General features: G+C 69.4%; 17 protein-coding genes and 2 pseudogenes. 12 read left to right on the top strand and 7 right to left on the bottom strand.

The window, feature by feature from the left end; translation table 11 throughout:
* Position 1 precedes the first annotated feature (1 nt).
* Positions 2 to 1,360, top strand: coding sequence for a lyase family protein (locus J2W78_RS24030; protein ID WP_253374221.1), 1,359 nt, complete (start codon positions 2 to 4; stop codon positions 1,358 to 1,360).
* Between the two features lie 28 nt (positions 1,361 to 1,388).
* Positions 1,389 to 2,576 carry a bifunctional 3-oxoadipate enol-lactonase/4-carboxymuconolactone decarboxylase PcaDC gene (gene pcaDC / locus J2W78_RS24025; protein ID WP_253374220.1) on the top strand — a complete coding sequence of 396 codons (1,188 nt, stop codon included), beginning with the start codon at positions 1,389 to 1,391 and terminating at the stop codon, positions 2,574 to 2,576.
* A gap of 90 nt (positions 2,577 to 2,666) precedes the next feature.
* On the opposite strand, the gene J2W78_RS24020 is transcribed toward pcaDC, so the two are convergent.
* Together J2W78_RS24020 and J2W78_RS24015 are read right to left on the bottom strand one after the other, a co-directional pair.
* Positions 2,667 to 3,140: a MarR family winged helix-turn-helix transcriptional regulator gene (locus tag J2W78_RS24020; RefSeq protein WP_201026749.1), complete on the bottom strand. Its 474-nt coding sequence runs from the start codon at positions 3,138 to 3,140 to the stop codon at positions 2,667 to 2,669.
* A gap of 77 nt (positions 3,141 to 3,217) precedes the next feature.
* Positions 3,218 to 4,156: a helix-turn-helix domain-containing protein gene (locus tag J2W78_RS24015; protein WP_253374219.1), complete on the bottom strand. Its 939-nt coding sequence runs from the start codon at positions 4,154 to 4,156 to the stop codon at positions 3,218 to 3,220.
* Positions 4,157 to 4,508: 352 nt separating this feature from the next.
* Here J2W78_RS24015 and J2W78_RS24010 point away from each other — a divergent pair, with 352 nt between their 5' ends.
* From J2W78_RS24010 to J2W78_RS23975, 8 genes are all read left to right on the top strand, one after another.
* Positions 4,509 to 5,591 (top strand): aromatic ring-hydroxylating dioxygenase subunit alpha, encoded by a 1,083-nt coding sequence (locus tag J2W78_RS24010; RefSeq protein ID WP_253374218.1) that lies wholly within the window; start codon positions 4,509 to 4,511, stop codon positions 5,589 to 5,591.
* A gap of 53 nt (positions 5,592 to 5,644) precedes the next feature.
* Entirely contained in the window at positions 5,645 to 6,613 is a 969-nt protein-coding gene (locus J2W78_RS24005; RefSeq protein ID WP_253374217.1) for a PDR/VanB family oxidoreductase, read from the top strand.
* A gap of 177 nt (positions 6,614 to 6,790) precedes the next feature.
* On the top strand, positions 6,791 to 8,233 hold the full coding sequence (locus J2W78_RS24000; RefSeq protein ID WP_253374216.1) for an aldehyde dehydrogenase: 1,443 nt from the start codon (positions 6,791 to 6,793) through the stop codon (positions 8,231 to 8,233).
* 12 nt (positions 8,234 to 8,245) lie between these two features.
* Positions 8,246 to 8,428, top strand: a complete 183-nt coding sequence (locus J2W78_RS23995) for a hypothetical protein (RefSeq protein WP_253374215.1) — start codon at positions 8,246 to 8,248, stop codon at positions 8,426 to 8,428.
* A 112-nt stretch (positions 8,429 to 8,540) separates the two neighbouring features.
* Positions 8,541 to 9,371 carry a p-hydroxycinnamoyl CoA hydratase/lyase gene (locus tag J2W78_RS23990; RefSeq protein WP_060771147.1) on the top strand — a complete coding sequence of 277 codons (831 nt, stop codon included), beginning with the start codon at positions 8,541 to 8,543 and terminating at the stop codon, positions 9,369 to 9,371.
* Between the two features lie 126 nt (positions 9,372 to 9,497).
* Entirely contained in the window at positions 9,498 to 11,600 is a 2,103-nt protein-coding gene (locus J2W78_RS23985) for an acetate--CoA ligase family protein (RefSeq protein ID WP_253374214.1), read from the top strand.
* 155 nt (positions 11,601 to 11,755) lie between these two features.
* Positions 11,756 to 12,970, top strand: a complete 1,215-nt coding sequence (gene mhpT, locus J2W78_RS23980) for a 3-(3-hydroxy-phenyl)propionate transporter MhpT (RefSeq protein ID WP_253374213.1) — start codon at positions 11,756 to 11,758, stop codon at positions 12,968 to 12,970.
* 421 nt (positions 12,971 to 13,391) lie between these two features.
* Positions 13,392 to 14,216: a hypothetical protein gene (locus tag J2W78_RS23975; protein WP_253374212.1), complete on the top strand. Its 825-nt coding sequence runs from the start codon at positions 13,392 to 13,394 to the stop codon at positions 14,214 to 14,216.
* Positions 14,217 to 14,618: 402 nt separating this feature from the next.
* Here J2W78_RS23975 and J2W78_RS23970 read toward each other — a convergent pair whose 3' ends face one another.
* Positions 14,619 to 14,915, bottom strand: a complete 297-nt coding sequence (locus J2W78_RS23970; RefSeq protein WP_253374211.1) for a hypothetical protein — start codon at positions 14,913 to 14,915, stop codon at positions 14,619 to 14,621.
* 168 nt (positions 14,916 to 15,083) lie between these two features.
* Between J2W78_RS23970 and J2W78_RS23965 the strand changes: the two are divergent.
* A pseudogene (locus tag J2W78_RS23965) lies at positions 15,084 to 15,272 on the top strand (IS5/IS1182 family transposase); the annotation flags it as partial.
* Between the two features lie 99 nt (positions 15,273 to 15,371).
* A pseudogene (locus tag J2W78_RS23960) lies at positions 15,372 to 15,749 on the top strand (IS21 family transposase); the annotation flags it as partial.
* Between the two features lie 60 nt (positions 15,750 to 15,809).
* Here J2W78_RS23960 and J2W78_RS23955 read toward each other — a convergent pair.
* The 4 genes from J2W78_RS23955 to J2W78_RS23940 all read right to left on the bottom strand — a co-directional run bounded on the left by J2W78_RS23955 (position 15,810) and on the right by J2W78_RS23940 (position 19,241).
* Positions 15,810 to 16,951 (bottom strand): IS3 family transposase gene (locus J2W78_RS23955; RefSeq protein ID WP_253374210.1). Its coding sequence is split into 2 segments (ribosomal slippage): positions 15,810 to 16,684 and positions 16,684 to 16,951, totalling 1,143 coding nucleotides; the frame shifts between segments, so codons are not numbered across the junction.
* An 11-nt stretch (positions 16,952 to 16,962) separates the two neighbouring features.
* Positions 16,963 to 17,193, bottom strand: a complete 231-nt coding sequence (locus J2W78_RS23950) for a hypothetical protein (RefSeq protein WP_253374209.1) — start codon at positions 17,191 to 17,193, stop codon at positions 16,963 to 16,965.
* Between the two features lie 87 nt (positions 17,194 to 17,280).
* Positions 17,281 to 18,516, bottom strand: coding sequence for an MFS transporter (locus tag J2W78_RS23945; RefSeq protein ID WP_209688099.1), 1,236 nt, complete (start codon positions 18,514 to 18,516; stop codon positions 17,281 to 17,283).
* A 197-nt stretch (positions 18,517 to 18,713) separates the two neighbouring features.
* Complete coding sequence (locus J2W78_RS23940; RefSeq protein ID WP_253374208.1) at positions 18,714 to 19,241, bottom strand: VOC family protein; 528 nt, start codon at positions 19,239 to 19,241, stop codon at positions 18,714 to 18,716.
* Positions 19,242 to 19,243: the final 2 nt, after the last annotated feature.

The raw sequence follows: 19,243 nt of genomic DNA, 5'->3' as shown, positions 1-19,243 counted from the left end.
GATGAGCTTCTCTGCCCTCGATTCGGGCCTGCTTGGGCCGCTCTTCGCGAGCGCGGCGATGCGCGAGGCCTTCTCGGACGCGGCGCGCCTCGCCGGGATGCTGCGGGCCGAGGCGGCGCTCGCCCGGGCCGAGGCAGAGGTCGGCCTCGCGCCGGCGGCCCTCGCCGACGCCATCGCGGCGATCGCGCCGGAGACGCTCGATATCGACGCGCTGGCGGCCGGCACCGCGCTGGCGGGGGTGCCGGTGATCCCGTTCGTCGCGGCCGTGCGCAGGCGCCTGCCGCCCGAGCTGGAGCCGGCCTTCCACAAGGGCGCCACCACCCAGGACATCGCCGACACCGCCCTCGTCCTGCAGATGCGGTCGGGGTTCGACCTGATCGCGGCCGAGAGCGAGGCCGTTGTCGCCGGGCTCGTGCGCCTCGCCACGGAGTACCGCGCCACCCCCTGCGTCGGCCGCACCTACGGCCAGCACGCCGCGCCGATCTGCTTCGGCTACAAGGCGGCGACCTGGGCGCTCGGCCTTGCGGAGGTCACCGACCAACTGCCGGGCCTCCGGGCGCGCGTGCTCACCGCCTCGCTCGGCGGTCCCGTCGGCACGCTCGGCGCTCTCGGCGGGCAGGCCGAGGCCGTGGCCACCGCCTATGCCCGGCATCTCGGCCTCGGCCCCGAGACGGTCGCCTGGCACACCCGCCGCGCCCGCATCGCCGAGGCCGGAGGCTGGCTCGCCCGCCTTCTCGGGGCGCTGGCGAAATGTGCGGGCGACATCGCCCATCTCGCCTCGACGGAGGTGGCGGAAGTGTCCGAGCCCTTCGTGCCCGGCCGGGGCGGCTCCTCGGCGATGCCGCACAAGCGCAACCCCGTCTCCGCCACCGTCATCCTGGCCGCCTTCGGGGCCGCCAAGGGCCATGCGGGCACGCTCCTCGACACGATGGCCGCTGCTCACGAGCGGCCGGCCGGCGCTTGGCATGCCGAGTGGCATGCCCTGCCCCAGCTCTTCGGTCTCGCCTCCGGGGCGTTGCGCGAGGCGCGGGCGGTGGCAGAGGGGCTCGTCGTCGATCCCGGACGGATGCGCCGCAACCTCGATCTCACGCGGGGCCTGCTCTTCGCCGATGCCGCGGCCGCGGCCTGCGCGCGCCGCTGCGGCGGCGCGGCGGCGCACGCCCTGGTGGAGCGCGCCTGCGCCGAGGTGCACGCTTCCGGCCGCGACCTGCACACCGTGCTCGCGGCGATGCCGGAGGCGCAGGGCATCGATCTCGGCGCCGCCTTCGACCTCACGCACCCCGTCGCCGCCGCAGCGGCGGCCACCGACCGTGCGCTCGCACAGATCGCGGCGCGCGCGGATTCGACTGCATCGCAATGATCCTGCCGAGACGGAGCCTCGACCCCGCATGCCCCTGATCCGCATCAACGATATCGACCTGACCTACGAGTTCTCTGGCCCGAGCGGCGCGCCGGTCCTCGTCCTTTCGAACTCGCTTGGCACGACGCTGGCGATGTGGGACGGCGTGGCCAGACGGCTGCACGGGCGCTACCGGATCCTGCGCTACGACACCCGCGGGCACGGCGGCTCCGCGACCCGCGACGCCGAAACCCGGATCGAAGATCTCGCCGCCGACCTGCTCGGTCTGCTCGACGCCCTGGGCATCGCACGGGCGCATCTCGCCGGCCTGTCGCTCGGTGGCATGACCGTCCAGGCAGCGGCGGCCGCCGCGCCCGAGCGGGTCCTGAGCCTCACCCTGATGGCGACCTCGGCCCACCTGCCGAGCCCCGAGAGCTGGGGCGAGCGGGCCGCCACCGTGCGGGCGCAGGGCACTGCGGCGATCGTCGAGGCGACACTCGGGCGCTGGTTCACCCCCGGCTTCTCGGCGCACGCGCCCGCCGCCATCGCGGCGATCCGCGAGGCCTTCGTGGCCTGCGATCCGGTCGGCTACGCCGTGTGCTGCGGGGCGATCGGCCGGATGGACCTCCGGCCGGTGCTCGGCCGCATCGGGGCGCCGACCCTCGTCATCGCCGGGCGCGACGACCCGGCGACGCCGCCCGCGATGGCCGAGGCGATCTGTGCGGGCATCCCGCAGGCGGAGCTGGTCCTGTTACCGCGCGCCGCTCATCTCCTCGCCGTCGAGCACCCGGAGGCGACGGCCGCCCATCTTGGCGGCTTCCTCGACCGGCAGCGCGGCGACCGTGCCGCCACCGGCGCCGTGCCCTTCGCGGAGGGGCTGGAGAATCGCAAGGCCGTGCTGGGCACGGCCCATGTCGAGCGCTCCCTGGCGGCGGCCGGGCGCTTTGCCGGACCCTGGCAGGACTTCATCACCCGCACGGCCTGGGGCGAGATCTGGGGCGATCCGCGCCTGCCCTGGAAGACGCGTTCCCTGGTGACCCTCGCCCTGATGGCGGCGCTGGGGCGTGAGGAGGAGTTCAAGCTCCATATCCGTCCGGCGCTCGCCAACGGACTCGACCTCGACGAGTTGCAGGCCCTGCTCCTGCAGACGGCGATCTATGCCGGAGTCCCGGCCGCCAACGGTGCCTTCCGCTGGGTGCGGGACACGCTGGGCGAGGCCGCCGATGCCGGCCCCTGAGGCCGGGGCAGGAACCTGCGCCGCCCGGCGCAGATGCGCGCCGCCGGGCGGGTCGCGGTCCGGCGCCGCTTGTGAGCGCGGGTGCAGGGCTCAGGCATCCTTGCTACCGATGCGGCGCAGGAGCGCGATCAGCTGGGCGCACTCCGCCGCATCGAGCTCGGCGAGCAGCGTCGCTTCGTGGGCGTGCAGCTGCCGCCGCACCTCCGCGAAGACCGCCTGTCCCTCGGGGGTCAGGTCGAGGACGAAGGCGCGGCGATCGGCCTCGTCGGCGCGGCGCGAGATCCAGCCCTTCTCGATCAGCTCGTTCACCAGCACGACCATGTTGGCGCGGTGGATGCCGAGCACGCGGCCGATCGCCCCTTGGTTGATGCCGGGATTGGCCTCGACGACCGACAGGATGCCGAACAGCACCTGCCGCATGCCGCTGCCTTCGATGACGCGGGCAAAGTCGTTCCGCACGGCCGTGCTGGCCCGCCGGAGATGGTAGCCCACAAGATCCTCGATCGCGCCGAGCCGCGGCTGGAGATCCGCCGGGGCAATAACCAGTTCTGTCGCTTTCGCCACGCGGAGCCTCCCGAACCGGCGTGGCTTAACGAGGCGGGCAGCAGGGTTCAAGCGGACGCCGACGCGCGCCGGGCCGGTTACCGGACGCGCAGGGGCGGGGCGCCTCGGGCAGAGGGGTCCGCCGGGCGATTCCGCTTGCGGTAGGCGGCCGGACTGATCCCCGCGCGCTGGGCGAAGAAGCGCGAGAAATAGGCCGGGTCGTTGAAGCCGAGATCGAACGCGATCTTCGAGATCGGCAGCGCGGTGTAGATCAGGGCGCGCTGAGCCTCGAGCATCTGGCGCTCGTGCAGCACCGACTGCGGCGGCTTACCCACGACCTGTGTGCAGGCCGCGTGAAGGCGGTCAGGGCTGACCCCGAGATCGGCCGCGAAGCGGGCGACCGGCCAGTTCTGCCGGAGATTGGCCTCAAGCAGTCGGCGGAAGCGTCGGTAGAGTCCGGCCCGCGCCGCCGCGGCGGGCTCGGTGAAGGCACGCAGGGCGTGCGTGCGTACGACGCCGACGAGCAGAAGCTTGACCAGCGCCGCCACAGCGCTGAACGAGCCCGGCTGCGCGCCGCCGACCTCGCGCCGCAGGCCCTCGAACAGCGAGACCACGTTCATGTCGATCTCGTCGGGCGCGCCTGGGGGGCCGCTGAACACCGCCGCGGCTGTCGCGTCGAGGCGCGCGGCCTCGTGGTCGTGGGTGATGACGGACCCCAGGAAGTCGTCGGAGAGGGAGAGAACGACCCCCTCTGTCTCCGGCCGGAACGAAAAGGCGTGCACCGTGCCGGCGGGGATCCAGAGCAGCCAGGGCGCCCGGAAGCGGTCGTTGCCTGCGTCGATTCGGACCTGGCCGCCGCCCTCCGTAACCATGAGAGCCTGGGTCAGGTGGTCGTGGCGGTGGGCGGCGATCTCCCAGTCGTGCAGGCGCGCGCTCGGCCCGATCCGCTCGGCGTGCACGAAATTCGGCGCGGCGGCCTCCGCCACCTCGCCGTAGAGGCGGAAGACGGGAATCGCGCGCGTGTGGTCCGGCTGCATCGCTGGTCCTGGCCTCCCCATGGCGCGGGCGTCTCGGCGCCCAAATTCGTCCAAGTCTTTCTTGGCGGCGTGCAGGAATCCGGAATTCCGGACCTGTAGGCTCCATTGCTAGAGTGAACTTGTTCTCGGCCGGGATCTACGCCCCGGGAGCCGGAACACAGAACACGAACCGGATACACTTCGGGAGGAGATCGCCCCGCCGGCCGGCACGCGCGAGCGGCCGGATCGCGTCCGGGGCGGCCCGTGCCGCGACGGCAGGGGCGCGACCGCCGCGGGACCCCGCGTCCCGCCCGGCCGCGGTCTGCCGCGCGGCCCCTCCGCCCGGCGACGCGATGGCAGCAAGGAGGGCCTGATGACTGCGCCGAAGCCGTTCCCGATGAACGCATGGTACGCCGCGGCCTGGGATTACGAGATCAAGCGCGCGCTGACCCCGCGCCGGATCTGCGACACCCCAGTGGTGCTCTACCGCCGCGGCGACGGCGGCGTCGCCGCGCTGGAGGACGCCTGCTGGCACCGCCTTCTGCCGCTGTCGCTCGGCCATCTCCGGGGAGACGAGGTGGTGTGCGGCTATCACGGTCTGGTCTTCAACCCGGCCGGGCGCTGCACCTTCATGCCCGCGCAGGAGACCATCAACCCCTCGGCCTGCGTCCGCGCCTTCCCTGTCGTCGAGAAGTACCGGCTGATCTGGGTCTGGATGGGCGACCCGGCGCTTGCCGACCCCGCGACGGTGCCGGATTTCCACTGGAACAGCGACGCGCCGTGGGTCGGCGAGGGCGGGACCTATTACGGCCTGAAATGCGATTACCGGCTGGTGGTCGACAACCTTATGGACCTCACGCACGAGACCTACGTCCATGCCGGCTCGATCGGCGACGAGGCCATCACCCGCAACCCCTTCGAAGTCACCCATGCCGGCCGCAAGGCCGTGGTGGAGCGCTGGATGGAAGGCATCGAGCCCCCGCCGTTCTGGGCTCGGATGCTCGGCCGCCCCGGCCCCGTGGACCGCTGGCAGATCATCCATTTCGAGGCGCCCGGCATCGTGGCGGGCGATGTCGGCGTGGCTCCGGCCGGGACCGGCGCGCGGACGGGCGACCGCTCGCAAGGCGTGAACGGCTTCTTCCTGGCAGCGATCACGCCCGAGACCGAGACGAGCTGCCACTATTTCTGGAACTTCGTCCGCAACTTCCGCACCGACGACCAGTCCCTCACCAAGACGCTCAACCTCGCCCATGTCAACGACGGCAACGGCGTCTACGATCAGGACTTCGCCGTGCTGGAGGCGCAGCAGCGGGCGATCGACCGCAACCCGCGCCAGCCCTTCTACAACCTGAACATCGATGCCGGCGCGCTCTGGGCCCGCCGCCTGATCGACACGATGCTGGCGGCCGAGCAGGGCGGCCCGGCCGGGGACCCGCCGCGCCTCGCGGCCGAGTAGGGCTGGCCTTCCGCGGCGCGCAGACGCCGCCGGAGGAGGAGAGGGAGTGGGACATGCACGCGAGACCCGAATGGCAGGGCGCCCGGCTCAGGGAGATCCGCGATCTGACGCCGGACATCCGCCTATTCACGATCGAACCCGAGCGCTTCGAGCGCCCGTCGCCGGGCAGCAACATCGCGATCGGCGTCCGGATCGGGGAACGGCCCGACACGCGGCGCTACTCTCTCGTCGGACTCGCGGCGGACGGGCTCTACCGGATCGCCGTCAAACGCCTGCCCGACAGCCGCGGCGGCTCCGCCTACCTCCACGGCCTGGCGCCCGGCGCGCGGCTGACGATCTCCGCGCCGGCAAACCACTTCCCGCTCAACCGGGGACGCCCGGACTACCTCCTGGTCGCGGGCGGGATCGGCATCACGCCGATCTACGGCATGGCGGTGGCGCTCGCCGAGGCGGGCGCGCCCGTCCGCGTTCTCTACACGGCGCGCGCCGCAGCGGACCTCGCCTTCGCCGACAGCCTGCGCGAGCGCCTCGGCGCGCGGCTCCGGATCTTCCTCGACGAGCGGGGCGAGCGGATCGACCTCGCAGCCGAGACCGCCCGCCTCGCTTCAGGGGGCGAACTCTACATCTGCGGCCCGATCGGCCTGCGCGAGGCCGCCCAGCGCGCCTGGGCGGCGAGCGGCCGGCCCATCGACGGCCTGCGCTTCGAGACCTTCGGCAGCAGCGGTCGCTATCCCGCGGAGCCGTTCCGGGTCCGCATCCCGCGCCTTAGCCGGGAGATTCTCGTGCCGCACAACCAGAGCCTGCTGGACGCCCTGGAGGCGGCCGGGATCGCGGTGATCTCCGATTGCCGCCGCGGCGAGTGCGGCCTCTGCGCCGTGAAGGTCCTCGACCTCGCGGGCCGGCTCGACCACCGCGACGTCTTCCTCAGCGACGCCCAGAAGGACACGAACGCGCAGATCTGCACCTGCGTCTCGCGGGTGGCAGGCGGCAACCTCAGTATCGACGTCGCCGACCGGAGCTGACTGCGCCGATCGACTGCGAACCGGCACCCCGCGCCCGGAATTACAATCTAGAAGCGCTGTCGCGAAAAGGCGGCGAAGACGTCGGGATGGGATGGACTACGGACGACTTCGCTCTTGTCTGCCGTCGCCATTATGTTATGTCACATAACAAGAGTTGAGAATCATCGGGAGGAAACCATGCTGGACACCAGCACGGAGCCGGGCGCCGCGCCCGCGGATACGTCGTACCTGGAGCGGCGTAACCCGCTGACCGGCGCGGTCGCGACCCGGATGCCCGCCCACGACGTGGACGCCGCCCGTGCGGTCGCCGACGCGGCCGAGGCCGCCCTGCCGGCCTGGTCCGAGCTCGGGCCGACGGCCCGACGCACCGTGCTGCTGCGGGCGGCTGAGTGCCTGACGGCGCGAGCCGACGCCTTCGTGGCGGCGATGACGGCGGAGATCGGGGCGACCGAGGCCTGGGCCCGGTTCAACCTCCAGCTCGCCGTCGGCATGACCCGGGAGGCGGCGGCGCTGACCACGCAGATCGGCGGCGAGGTGATCCCCTCCGACAAGCCGGGCTGCCTCGCCATGAGCGTGCGGGAGCCCGCTGGCGTCGTCCTCGGCATCGCGCCCTGGAATGCCCCGATCATCCTGGGCGTGCGCGCCGTGGCGGTGCCGCTCGCCTGCGGCAACACGGCAATCCTGAAGGCCTCCGAACAGTGCCCGCGCACGCATGCGCTGATCGTCGAAGCCTTCCGGGAGGCCGGTCTGCCGGACGGCGCGCTCGGTTTCGTGGCGAACCGGCCTGAGGCGGCCGGCGCCGTCGTCGGCGCGCTGATCGACCACCCGGCCGTGCGCCGCATCAACTTCACCGGCTCCACGTCGGTCGGGCGGGTCATCGCCCGGCGGGCGGCCGAGCACCTGAAGCCGGTGCTGCTGGAACTCGGGGGCAAGGCCCCGCTCCTCGTGCTGGAGGATGCCGACCTCGACGAGGCCGTGAAGGCCGCGGCCTTCGGCGCCTTCATGAACCAGGGCCAGATCTGCATGTCGACCGAGCGCATCATCGTGCTCGACGCAGTGGCCGACGAATTCGCCGAGCGCTTCCGCGCCAAGGCCGCCGCGCTCAGCGTCGGCGATCCCCGGGAGGGCAGGGCGCCCCTCGGCGCGGTCGTCGACCTGAAGACGGTCGATCACGTGCGGGGCCTCGTGGAGGATGCGGTGGCGGACGGCGCGACGCTGCTGACCGGCGGGGCGGCCGACGGCGTGCTGATGCCCGCCCATGTCGTCGACCGGGTGACGCCCGCCATGCGGCTGTTCCGCGAGGAGACCTTCGGCCCGGTGGTGGCGCTCGTGCGGGCCCGTGATGAGGCAGAGGCGATCGCTCTCGCCAACGACACCGAATACGGCCTCTCGGCCTCGATCTTCACCCGCGACACTGCGCGGGGCCTGCGCGTAGCGCGGCGGATCAAGTCAGGCATCTGCCACGTCAACGGGCCGACCGTGCACGACGAGGCCCAGATGCCCTTCGGCGGCGTCAAGGCCTCCGGCTACGGCCGCTTCGGCGGTCGGGCCGGCATCGACGCCTTCACGGAGCTGCGCTGGATCACGGTCGAGACCCAGCCCGGCCATTTTCCGATCTGACGGAGGCGCGCGATGAACCGTCTCACGACACGCTGCGCGGCCGAACGGCTCGCGCTCGCGGCTGGCGCCGCCGCGGCGCAGGAGGCCGGCGCCGCCGCGCCGGGGCCGCACGACGGGATACGCCGGACCCTGTTCGTCGCGCACGGCCTCCGCAGGCCCGACCACGTCGCGGTTGATTCCTCCGCGTCGCGGTGAGGACCGGTCCCGGCCCGCGGCACCCGTCTCAAGTCTTCTCCGAACTCCCGTCGCGAATCTCATTTCGGATCTTGTCCCGCATCCACTCGCGGACTTCATTGGAACAACAGTCATGGCCAACGATCACGACACCGTCGCCTACGAGGTCCAGGACCGCGTCGCCTGGGTCCGCTTCAACCGGCCCGAAAAGCGCAACTGCATGTCGCCCGCCCTCAACCGGCGTATGATGGAGGTTCTGGATACGCTGGAATTCCGCGAGGACGTCGGCGTCCTGGTGCTCACCGGCGAGGGCACGGCCTGGTCGGCCGGCATGGACCTGAAGGAGTATTTCCGCGAAACCGAGGCGCAGGGGCTGGCCGGTACCCGCAAGGCGCAGCGCGAGAGCTACGGCTGGTGGCGGCGTCTGCGCTGGTATCAAAAGCCCACCATCGCGATGGTCAACGGCTGGTGCTTCGGCGGCGGCTACGGGCCGCTCTACGCCTGCGACCTCGCTTTTGCGGCCGAGGAGGCGCAGTTCGGCCTCAGCGAGATCAACTGGGGCATCCTGCCGGGCGGCGGCGCCACGAAGGTGGCGGTGGCGCTGACTTCGTTCCGCAACGCCATGTACCACGCGATGATGGGCGAGACCGTCGACGGCCGCACGGCCGCCGCCTGGGGCTTCGTGAACGAGGCGGTGCCGGCTGATCAACTCCGGGCGCGCGTCGCGGCGGTGGCAGCCGTGCTCCTGAAGAAGAACCCGGTCGCCCTGAAGGCCACGAAGGACGCAGTGCGGCGGGTCGCCGACATGACCTACGATGACGCCGAGGATTATCTGATCCGGGCTCAGGAAGCGGCGAACAGCTTCGACAATGAGGGTCGGAAAGAGGGCATCCGGCAGTTCATCGACGAGAAGAGCTACAAGCCGGGCCTCGGCGCCTACGACCTGTCCAAGCATAAGACCTGACGAGAGCGCCCCGGCGGACACCTGGGCGGCGGAGGCCGCCCGGCCCGTCGGCAGCCGCTGCCGCAATCCCCGACCCATCCCGATGAGCCCGCGCGCATCGCCTGCGCCGCGAGGGAGAGCCGAGTCATGCCCAACCTTGCCCGCCTGCTCCGGCCCCGATCGGTCGCGATCGTCGGCGCGTCCGACAAGCCGGGCGCGCTCGGCTCCTCGGTCCTCGCGAACCTGACGCGGGCCGGATATGCCGGCCCGATCCACCTGATCAATCCCCGGCGCGCCGAGATCGCCGGCCGCGCCTGCCTGCCCTCGGTCGAGGCGCTGCCCGAGGGCATCGACGTCGCGGTGCTGGCCATCCCCCGCGCGGCGGTGCTGGAGACCGTGCGCGCCCTGGCGGAGCGCCGGGTCGGGGCAGCGATCATCTTTTCGGCCGGCTTCGCCGAGGGCGGGGAGTCCGGGCTCGCCGAGCAGCGCGCGATCGCCCAGATCGCGCGGGACGCCGACATGGTCGTCGAGGGGCCGAACTGCCTCGGCCTCATCAATTTCGTGGACGGCGTGCCGCTCACCTTCGTGGAACTGCCCGTGACGCCCCTGGCCGGCCGGCCCGGCATCGGGATCGTGTCGCAGTCCGGCGCGATGGCGGCGGTACTCGGCGTCACGCTGCTGGCTCGGGATCTCGGCCTGTCCTACTCGATCTCGACCGGCAACGAGGCCGCGAGCGGCGTCGAGGACTACGTCGACCACCTCGTCGACGACCCCGATACCCGGGTGATCGCGATGATCGTCGAGCAGTTCCGCCGACCCGCCCGCTTCCTGGCCGCGGCCGAGCGGGCGCGCGCCGCCGGCAAGCCGGTCGTGTTGCTCCATCCCGGGCGCGGCGAGGCGGCACGCCGCTCGGCCGCGACCCATACGGGGGCGCTCGCGGGCGATTACGCGGTGATGCGCCTCAAGGTCGAGCGGGCGGGCGTCAGCGTCGTCGGCACCCTGGAGGAACTCGGCGACGTCGCCGAACTGCTGCTGCGCTGCCCGCCCTTCGGCGCGGGTGGCACCGCGGTGCTCACCGAATCCGGCGCCTACAAGGCGCTGACCCTCGACCTTGCGGAGGATGTCGGCCTCGCCCTGCCGCCGCTCGGCGACGCCGACAGCCCGGCACTGCGGGCGGCGTTGCCAGACTTCGTGCCGGTGAGCAACCCGGTCGACCTCACCGCTCAGGCCCTGGTCGATCCCGACCTCTACCGGCGTGCGCTAGCCGCGCTCTTGGACGACGCGCGAGTCGCCGCCGTGGTGCTCGGCATCATCCAGACCGACACGGCGACCTGCGCCCTCAAATTCCCGCCGATCATCGCGGCCCTGCGCGCCCTGAAGCCGGGAAAGCCCGTCGTCTTCGGCGGCCTCGACGAGGGCGCGGCTGTGGCGGGGGAGCATATCGCGGCCCTGCGCGCCCTCGGGGTCCCCTATTTCGCCACCTGCGAGCGGGTGATCCGCGCGCTAGCCGTGGCGGCGCGGCGCGGTGGGACGCCCGCGGAGGCCGTGCCGGTGCCGCCCCTGCCACCGCGCTTCGCCGACGACGTCCGGGGCGTCGCACCGGAATACCGGGCCAAGGCCCTGCTGGCACCCCTGGGCATCCCGTTCCCGGAGAGCCGCATGGCGACGACCCTGGCGGAGGCACACGAAGCGGCCGGACAGCTCGGCTATCCGGTCGTCCTCAAGGCGCAGTCGGCGGAGCTGTCCCACAAGAGCGATGCCGGCGGGGTCATCGTCGGCCTCGCCGACCCGGGCGACCTGGCCCGGGGCTGGGCGCAGCTCGCCGCCAACATCGCGCATCACCGGCCCGGCCTGGTGCTCGACGGTGTCCTCGTCGAACGGATGGGCGCGCGCGGCGTCGAACTGATCGTCGGCGGCCGCAGCGATCCGGATTGGGGGCCGGTGGTGCTGGTCGGGTTCGGCGGCGTCCAGGCGGAGGTGCTCAAGGACGTGTGCCTGCTGCCGCCGGACCTGGACGAGGCCGCCATCGCCGACCAGATCCGCACCCTGCGCAGCGCCGCCCTGCTCGACGGGTTCCGCGGCGCTCCGGCCCTCGACGTCGCGGCGGTCGCCCGCGTGGCCGCGGCCGTGGGCCGAGCGCTCCTCAGCGAGACGCGCATCCGGGAGATCGATCTCAACCCCGTCGTGGTGAGGCCCGTCGGCGAAGGCGCCGTCGCCCTCGATGCGCTCATGATCTTCGCGCCGCCCTGAGGGCGCCCGTCCTCGCCGCGACCGAACACCAGGAACCGATTGTCGGCGAGGCCAGGGGCCGTGAGCCGCGGCCCGGTTCCGGACCGGACGACAGATTTCGGAGAAGAGCCCGAACAAGGGCCGCTCATCAGACCTTTGAAGAGGGAGAGGAACGCATGGCTGACGCATTGATACTGGGGCGCAGCACCCCGAGGGCAGGAGCGGTGACGGTCGGCCTCTGCTGCCTCGTGACCTTGATCGAAGGGTTCGATCTCCAGGCGGCCGGCGTCGTCGCCCCACGGCTCGTTTCCATCTTCAACCTCACCCCTGGCCAGCTCGGCCTGTTCTTCTCGGCAAGCACGATGGGGATGCTGATCGGCGCCGCCTTCGGTGGCCGCTTCTCCGACCGGTTCGGCCGGAAGAAGACCCTCATCGTCTCGGTCGCCCTGTTCGGCCTCATGTCGATCCTCACGGGGCTGGCGCACAGCTTCGAGGTGCTGCTCCTCGCCCGTCTTCTCACGGGTGTCGGGCTCGGGTCCGCCCTGCCGAACCTGATCGCCCTCGTCACCGAGAGCACCGCGCCGGGGCGGCGCGCGAGCGCCGTGGCCCTGCTCTATGCAGGCCTTCCGGCCGGGGGCGCGCTGGCAAGTCTGTTCACGCTTGTCGGAGCGGAATCCCACCACTGGTCGACGATCTTCATCACCGGGGGTGTCGCGCCGCTTCTGGTCGTGCCGCTGATCTGGGCTTGGCTGCCGCACAGCAGCACGGCCAGCGCACAGCGGGGTGGGGGCAGCGTGAGGAGCGTCCCGACGGCCCTGTTCGGCGAAGGACGGGCAGCAACGACTCTGATCCTGTGGCTTGCCTTCGTGCTCGGACTGCTGGTCCTCTATCTCCTGCTCAACTGGCTTCCATCGCTCGTCATCGCCCGTGGCATGAGCCGGGCCGACGCCTCCTGGGTGCAGTTCGTGTTCAATCTCGGCTCCGCCCTGGGCAGCACTGCGACCGGTCTCCTGATGGATCGCTGGGGAAAAGTGACGACCGCGGCCCTCGTGTTCAGCGCGAGCGTCGCCGCCCTGATCCTGATTGCCTTGGTTCCCTCTGACCTGTCGGCGCTGGTCTTCGCGGGCTTCTTCCTCGGGGTCGCGCTGGCCGGAACGCAGGCCGTGCTCTACGCCTTGGCGCCGAGCTGTTATCCGACCGATGTCCTCGGCACGGGAGTCGGGGCTGCCGTCTCGATGGGACGTTTCGGCTCCGTCCTCGGGCCGATGCTGGCCGGAACGCTCGTCGGCGCCGGCCGGAGCGACGTCGAGGTGCTCGTCGCGCTCATTCCGATCCTGATGGTCTCGGGCGGCGCGGCCACGATCCTGAGCCTCCGTATCCGGTCAGCGTAAATCGCGTCACTTGTCGGGACCCGTCGGGACGCCGGTTTTCCAACCGTTTCAACCCGCTCCATGCGCGGAAATGCAACCACAGCGTGCTTCCGTGACGCAAGAGCACGCAGCCGCACAGCGTGGCACGCTCGAATATCAAGAATAGACCACGGCCGTTGATGCCAACCACAAGCAAATGGGGAGAGGGATGAAAGTTAAAATATCGATTTCATGCCTGTCGTACTACCGGCGGGAAAATTCGCGAAGCACACGCGGCAGAACAGCACGCGCCGCCGCTCTTCTGGCCACCACCTTGATACTTGCCGGCGCTGCGCCGGGCGCGGTGCAGGCGGAAGACCTGATCCAGGGGCCGTCGGGCGCTCCCCTGGGGCCCGAACCGCCGAAACCGTCCTCGCCCTTCTTCCGGTTCAGCGATACGCAGGTGACCTACACATACCTGAACGATCTCCGGCAGCCGGGCGTCACCGGCGGCCGGGCCGGACGCTCCATCGAAGGCCGCAGCGCGCCGGGCAACATGCTGAGCCTCACCCATGTCAATGGCTGGGAGTACGGCACCAATTTCGTCAACCTCGACCTGCGGCGCTACGGTTCGCAGATCCCGGCCGGCAGGCCGCCCTATCCCGGACCGGCCACGACCTTCGATTACGGCCAGACCACCCTGTTCCTGACCTATCGCGGCACCTTGAGCGGCAACGCCATGGCGGGAACGCCGCTCTTCGTCCTGCCCGGCATCATCAAGGACGTGTCGCTGGCCTACGGCGTCGATCACCAGAGCGACAACACGCGGCTGTCGCTGCTGCGGACCCGGGCGATGGGCGGCCTCAGCGTCTCGTTCGATGTCCCGGTCGGCTTCTTCAACCTCGCGGTGTTCGCCCAGAAGGACTGGTTCCGCTTTGCCGATCTGCTGCCGCCCCTTCGCCAGACCGGGACGGACATCGTGCCCCGCGTCGAAGCGACCTATCTGGTGCCCCTGACGTTCACGGGCCTGCCGCTGTCGCTGACGGGCTTCGCCTCCTACAACCCGCCCCGCGGCGACGACCCGAAGGGCGGACGGCTGAAGGCCGAGGTTCTGATGCGCAGCAACCTCGTCCTCGACCTCGGCGACCTCCTCTACCAAAAGCCCAACCGCATGAAGGCCTTCATCGGCGTCCTGCATCAGAAGAACCTGCTCGGCGCCAATTCCCGCGTCGTGCCCGGCGCGCAGTTCACCTCGTTCCTCGCTGGCCTGAGCTTCTCCGTGTTCTGAACGGGCCATCCATCCATTAGAGCATCGTCCCGAAAGGTGGCTGCCGGCTTTCGGAAGAAAGATGATGCGAAAACAAGAGCCTAAAGCATCGTCCTGGATCAGGTATCCAGAACGATGCTTTAGACTTCTCCGACGCTCTCCCACCTCCTATCCGAGGCGGCATGAGCGGACGCCGCCCCTATGGATACTCCGGATCGGGGTCGAGGCCGTTCCTGCCTCGTCTCTGGCGGGTCCGGTTACGCGATGAGAGGGATTTGCGGACTGCATCTCTGGCACTTCCGATCACATCGGCATCGTCTCCGCTGCGTGCGAGGACGCACCGTCGTTCCCCGCATTCGGTCCTCCTGGCTGGAACAGGCGGTCCGCTGACGGCCCAGGCTGTGTGAAAAGCGCGCTTAATGATCAGGCTGACCTTACATCGCGGAAGGTCGCCTTGAGGTTTTGCAGGACATGCGTGTCGTCGGCGGCGACCTCGTAGAAGCTGCTGTCGATGGCGCGCACGATCAACACGGGCACCGTAGTGCTCGCATCCGCGTAAGCTTGAAACTCGCCGCAGATGACCTGCTGGGTTCCGTTCGCGAGGTCTCGCAGCCGATCTCCTTTGATCCGCCTGCCGGAGGTCGCAAGCTGATCGAGACGTCCGGCCTGTCCGCCCGTCGCATCGAAATCTGCATCGTATGCGGCGACACCGCTCACCATCCATGAGCATTCGATGGCCTGCGTTCCGCAGCGCTGCCAGGATATCACGCAGGTCGAAATCAAAAATGCCGTCTCATCTCGTATATACGAACGATTTTCCTGAGAACTCTTCTTGTTAAAGTTTCGTGTAAAATAGGATATTCTTTCTTCCAAGGCGGGAAATGAAATATGGCACGCTTTGTCAAAGCCGCAGACCGCAATCACGCTACGTTGATTTCTGCCTGTCTGGACGATTGGGTTGCCCGAAATAACCCGACCCGCGTCGTCGATGAGCTCGATCTCACGGCCCTCGGCTTTGCCGGCCTGACGCCCGCCGCCACCGGTCGACCCGGCTATCACCCTGCGACGTTGTGCAGGGCGGTGACAGAACGATCCACTGGAGCGTCGGCGGAGTGCTGATGCGGGCGGGGTAAAAGCCGGCCAGTGGAGAGGCTTCTCTTTCGAGAGGGGCCGAGGATGTTCGTCGTGCAAGTCTACGCGGCCGTTCGGCAGTTCGTATTGAGCCGGGAGACGATCACCAAGATGGGTCGGTTCTCGCTACCGCCGGGCTACACACGCTCGAAGCCGGTCGAGAAGCCGAAGCTCGGGCCCCTGCTGCCGGTGATCGCGGCGATCCTGGATGCGGACCGGATCGCACCGGTCAAGCAACGGCATACGGCCAAGCGGACCTTCGAGCGCCTGCGCGACGAGCATGGCTATGCTGGCGGCTACACGGTGGTGAAGGATCACGTGCGTATCTGCCGGGCACAGGGGCAGGAGACCTTCGTGCCGCTGGCCCACCCGCCCGGTCACGCCCAGGTCGACTTCGGCGAGGCGGTGGCCACGATCGGCGGCGGCAGCCCTCCAGGGCTGGGATTGACCTGACCGGTATTTTGGACCGAGCCGATTGAGAGGCTACTGCATGGTAGCGGCCACGGGTAGCCGGAAGGCCAGATCCGGGAAGGTGACAGGCGCGGGCGGCCGGTAGCCCAAGGACGAATGCGGTCGAACGCGGTTGTACGTATTCTGCCAGATCCCAATCACGGTCTGTGCCTCCTTGAGCGAGTAGAAGATTTCTTGGCGTAGGCACTCATCCTTCAGCTTGCCATTGAAGCTCTCACAATAGCCATTCTCCCAGGGCGATCCTGGTGCGATGTACTGGATCTGTGGGCCGGTTTTGGCGACCCATTTCCGCAAAGCCTTCGAGATCATCTCTGGACCATTGTCGCAGCGGATGTTCTCTGGGATGCCATGCAGACACATCGCATCGGCCAGCGCCTCGATCACACCCAGACTATTGATGCGCCTCGCGACCTTGAGCGCCAGGCAGGCGCGACTGTGCTCGTCGATCAGCGTCAGGATGCGCAGGCTTCGCCCGTCATGGGTCTGACCCTGGACAAAGTCGAAGCTCCAGACGTGATTGCGATGGAGAGCCCGCAGCCGTACGCAGGAGCCATCGTTCAACCACAACCGGCTTCGTGGCCGATGCTTTTGCGGTACCTTGAGCCCCTCACGACGCCAGATCCGCTGAACCCGGTCCTTGCCCACCTGCCAGCCCGCCGCCTGCAGCAGCGCGGTGACACGGCGGTAGCCGTAGCGTCCGTACTCGGACGCCAGGGCGATGATGGCGCGGGTCAGCGCATCCTCGTCAGCCGGCACCGTCGGCACGTAGCGTTGCGTGCCCCGGTGCTGGCCGACGATCCGGCAGGCATGGCGCTCCGAGAGGCCGTACTTCTCCTGGATCGCGTCGACTGCCTGCCGGCGTCGCTCCGGGGCTATAAGTTTCCCGAGGCGACATCCGCCAGCACTTGCTTCTCCAGGGACAAGTCAGCCACGAGCCGGCGCAATCGCGCGTTCTCCCGCTCCAGATCCTTCATCCGACGGGCCTGATCAATCTGCAGGCCGCCGTACTCCTTGCGCCAGCGATAGTAGCTCTGCTCGGAGATCTCGGCCTCCTTGCAGGCCAGGGCCAAAGTCTTGCCCTGGGCCGTTTGAACCTCGATCTGGCGCAGCTTCAGAACCACCTGCTCCGCACTCGCCTTCTGACCTCGCTTCATATCCAGCTCCTTCAGTCCTGGCTGATCCTCTCAATCAGCCCGGTCCAAAGCCAGCCGGTCAGGTCAATCTCATCGTCCAGCCCGAGGGCCCGCATCCGGTCCATGTTCAGGCCCAGCACCTTGGCTGAGCCCTCCGACTTCACGGCGGCGTTCATGATCTTCTGGACCGCGGCGGCGGACGCCCAGCGGCGCGAGGCGGTGTCCACCACGCTCATCCCGGACATGATCTTCGTCGTCGTCAATGACCCCTTCGATCGGTTCCGATTGAACCGTCAGGCATACGAGATGCCGTTCGGTGGGGGCATCCACCGCATCAGTTCCAGCTGCCATCACCTTCGGGCCGATGCTGGCGTCCGCGTTCGATGGCTCTCGGCACAAGCCAGCAGCCAGATGGCGAGACCGCCAAGAGACAGCACCGCACCGACGAAGCCTACCGAGGAAAAGCCGTAGCCCAATGCGATGGGGATGCCGCCAAGCCATGGGCCGATCGCATTCGCCACGTTGAAGGCGCTGTGGTTGAAGACCGCCGCCGCTGTCTGGGCGTTTCCAGCCACGTCCATCAGCCGTGTCTGAAGCACACCGCTCGTGGCGCTAAAGAAGCTGACGGCCAGCATGGCAAGCCCGACGGTCCACGCGTTCTCGGCCGCGAGCGCGAACCCGACGAGGGCCAGTGCACCGGCGGACAGGAAGATCACCGGCGTTCTCAACAGAGCTCGGTCGGCGAGCCGTCCGGCAACGAAGTTTCCACCGGTCATGCCAAACCCATAGAGCGCGATCATGATCGGAACCCACCGCTTCTCCAGCCCCGTGACGGCAACGAGGATGGACGCCGTGTAGGCATAGACGGCGAAGAAGCCTGCGAAGCCGATGGCGCCGGTCAGAAGCACGAGCCAGATCTGTCGGTTCCAGAGCCCCTTGAGTTCAGTCAAGGCACCCGCTCGGCGATCCGGCATGTCCTGAGGAAGCTGCCATATGCAGAGCCCGGTCACCACAACCGCGAGAAGACCCGGCGAGGCAAAGGCCCAGCGCCATCCATAGGCCTGGCCGAGCGCCGTCACGGCGAAGACGCCGACGATCATGGCGAGGGTCAGGCCGAGGATGACCGTCGCCACGGCACTGGCACGTTTGTCACGCTCGACGAGAGAGGCGGCCATGAGAGCGGCAATGCCGAGATAGGCACCGTGCGGGATGCCGCTCGCAAAACGGAAAACCAGTAGCGTCGAAAAGGACGGCGCCATCATGCTCAAGCCGTTGCCGAATGCGAACAACGCCATGCAGCCGATCAACAGGCGTCGCCGCGATACGCGCGCCAGCGGAAACGCGATGAGGGGCGCGCCGACGACCACACCGATGGCGTATGCGCTGACGACGCGTGCCGCGGCAGGCTCGCCGAGGCTGAAATCCGCGGCGATCTCCGGAAGGAGGCTCATGGCGGCGAACTCGGCGGTTCCGAAGGCGAAGGCACCCAGTGCGAGCGTCAGGAGGATGAGTGAAACGTTGACGCGCGTTCGCTCGGCCTTTGGGATGAACGCTCTTGCGGCGGTCGGCAGGTGGGCATGGGACATCTTGTGCCTGCGGTTCTGGCGCCGCCTCGAGGCGGCGGCCTCCTTGGGGAGGCGTTTGCGTCCTCGGTTTGCCGTCGATGGGGCGAGCGAGGTGGCCGCGGCGTGTCGGCGCCGAAGGTCGCGACGGGGGCGTCGTCGCGCGTCGAGCGCTCGGCCGAATGGGATCGAGGAGCCGGCAGCTCTCGACGCACGCGATCCTATGAGCTGGGGAGCCAGCGGCGTGCGATCTCCCGGCCCGGAGAGGGGATCTGGATCAGTTCGATGAGCATCCCCCAGGGCGTGCGGATGAATCGGATCGTGTTGCCGTCCCCGGCCTCGTAGGAGCTCAACGGCGAGGGACCCTCGAGAAGCTGCGCCCCACAGTCCCGCGCCTTGGCCGCGATCGCCGCCACGTCGTCGCAGTAGATCGAGAAATGGTGGAGACCGATGTCGTTGATGCCGGTCGGCGTTGGGCGATGCACCTCGCTCATCTCGAAGAGTTCGAGGTTGGGCCCGTTGTGAAGGCGCAGCATGCGCAGGTCGCGGATCACGCTGGTGGGTGAGATCCCGTTCACCGCGCTGACCTCGGGCCCGCCGATCGGCGCGGCCTCCTTCCTGGTCAGGGCGTAGAGTTCCTCGGCCCCGAAGACATCGCGAAAGAAGCGGACCGCCGCCTCCATATCCGGGACGGTCAGTCCGACATGCTCGATGCCGCGCGGCTGGGGCGTTCGGGTGTCCTGCGTCATGG

The sequence above is a fragment of the Methylorubrum extorquens genome (genome assembly GCF_024169925.1).
Classification (GTDB): Bacteria; Pseudomonadota; Alphaproteobacteria; order Rhizobiales; family Beijerinckiaceae; genus Methylobacterium; species Methylobacterium extorquens_A.
Note: the sequence above shows the minus strand (reverse complement) of the source record. Positions and strands in the feature narration are given on the sequence as shown.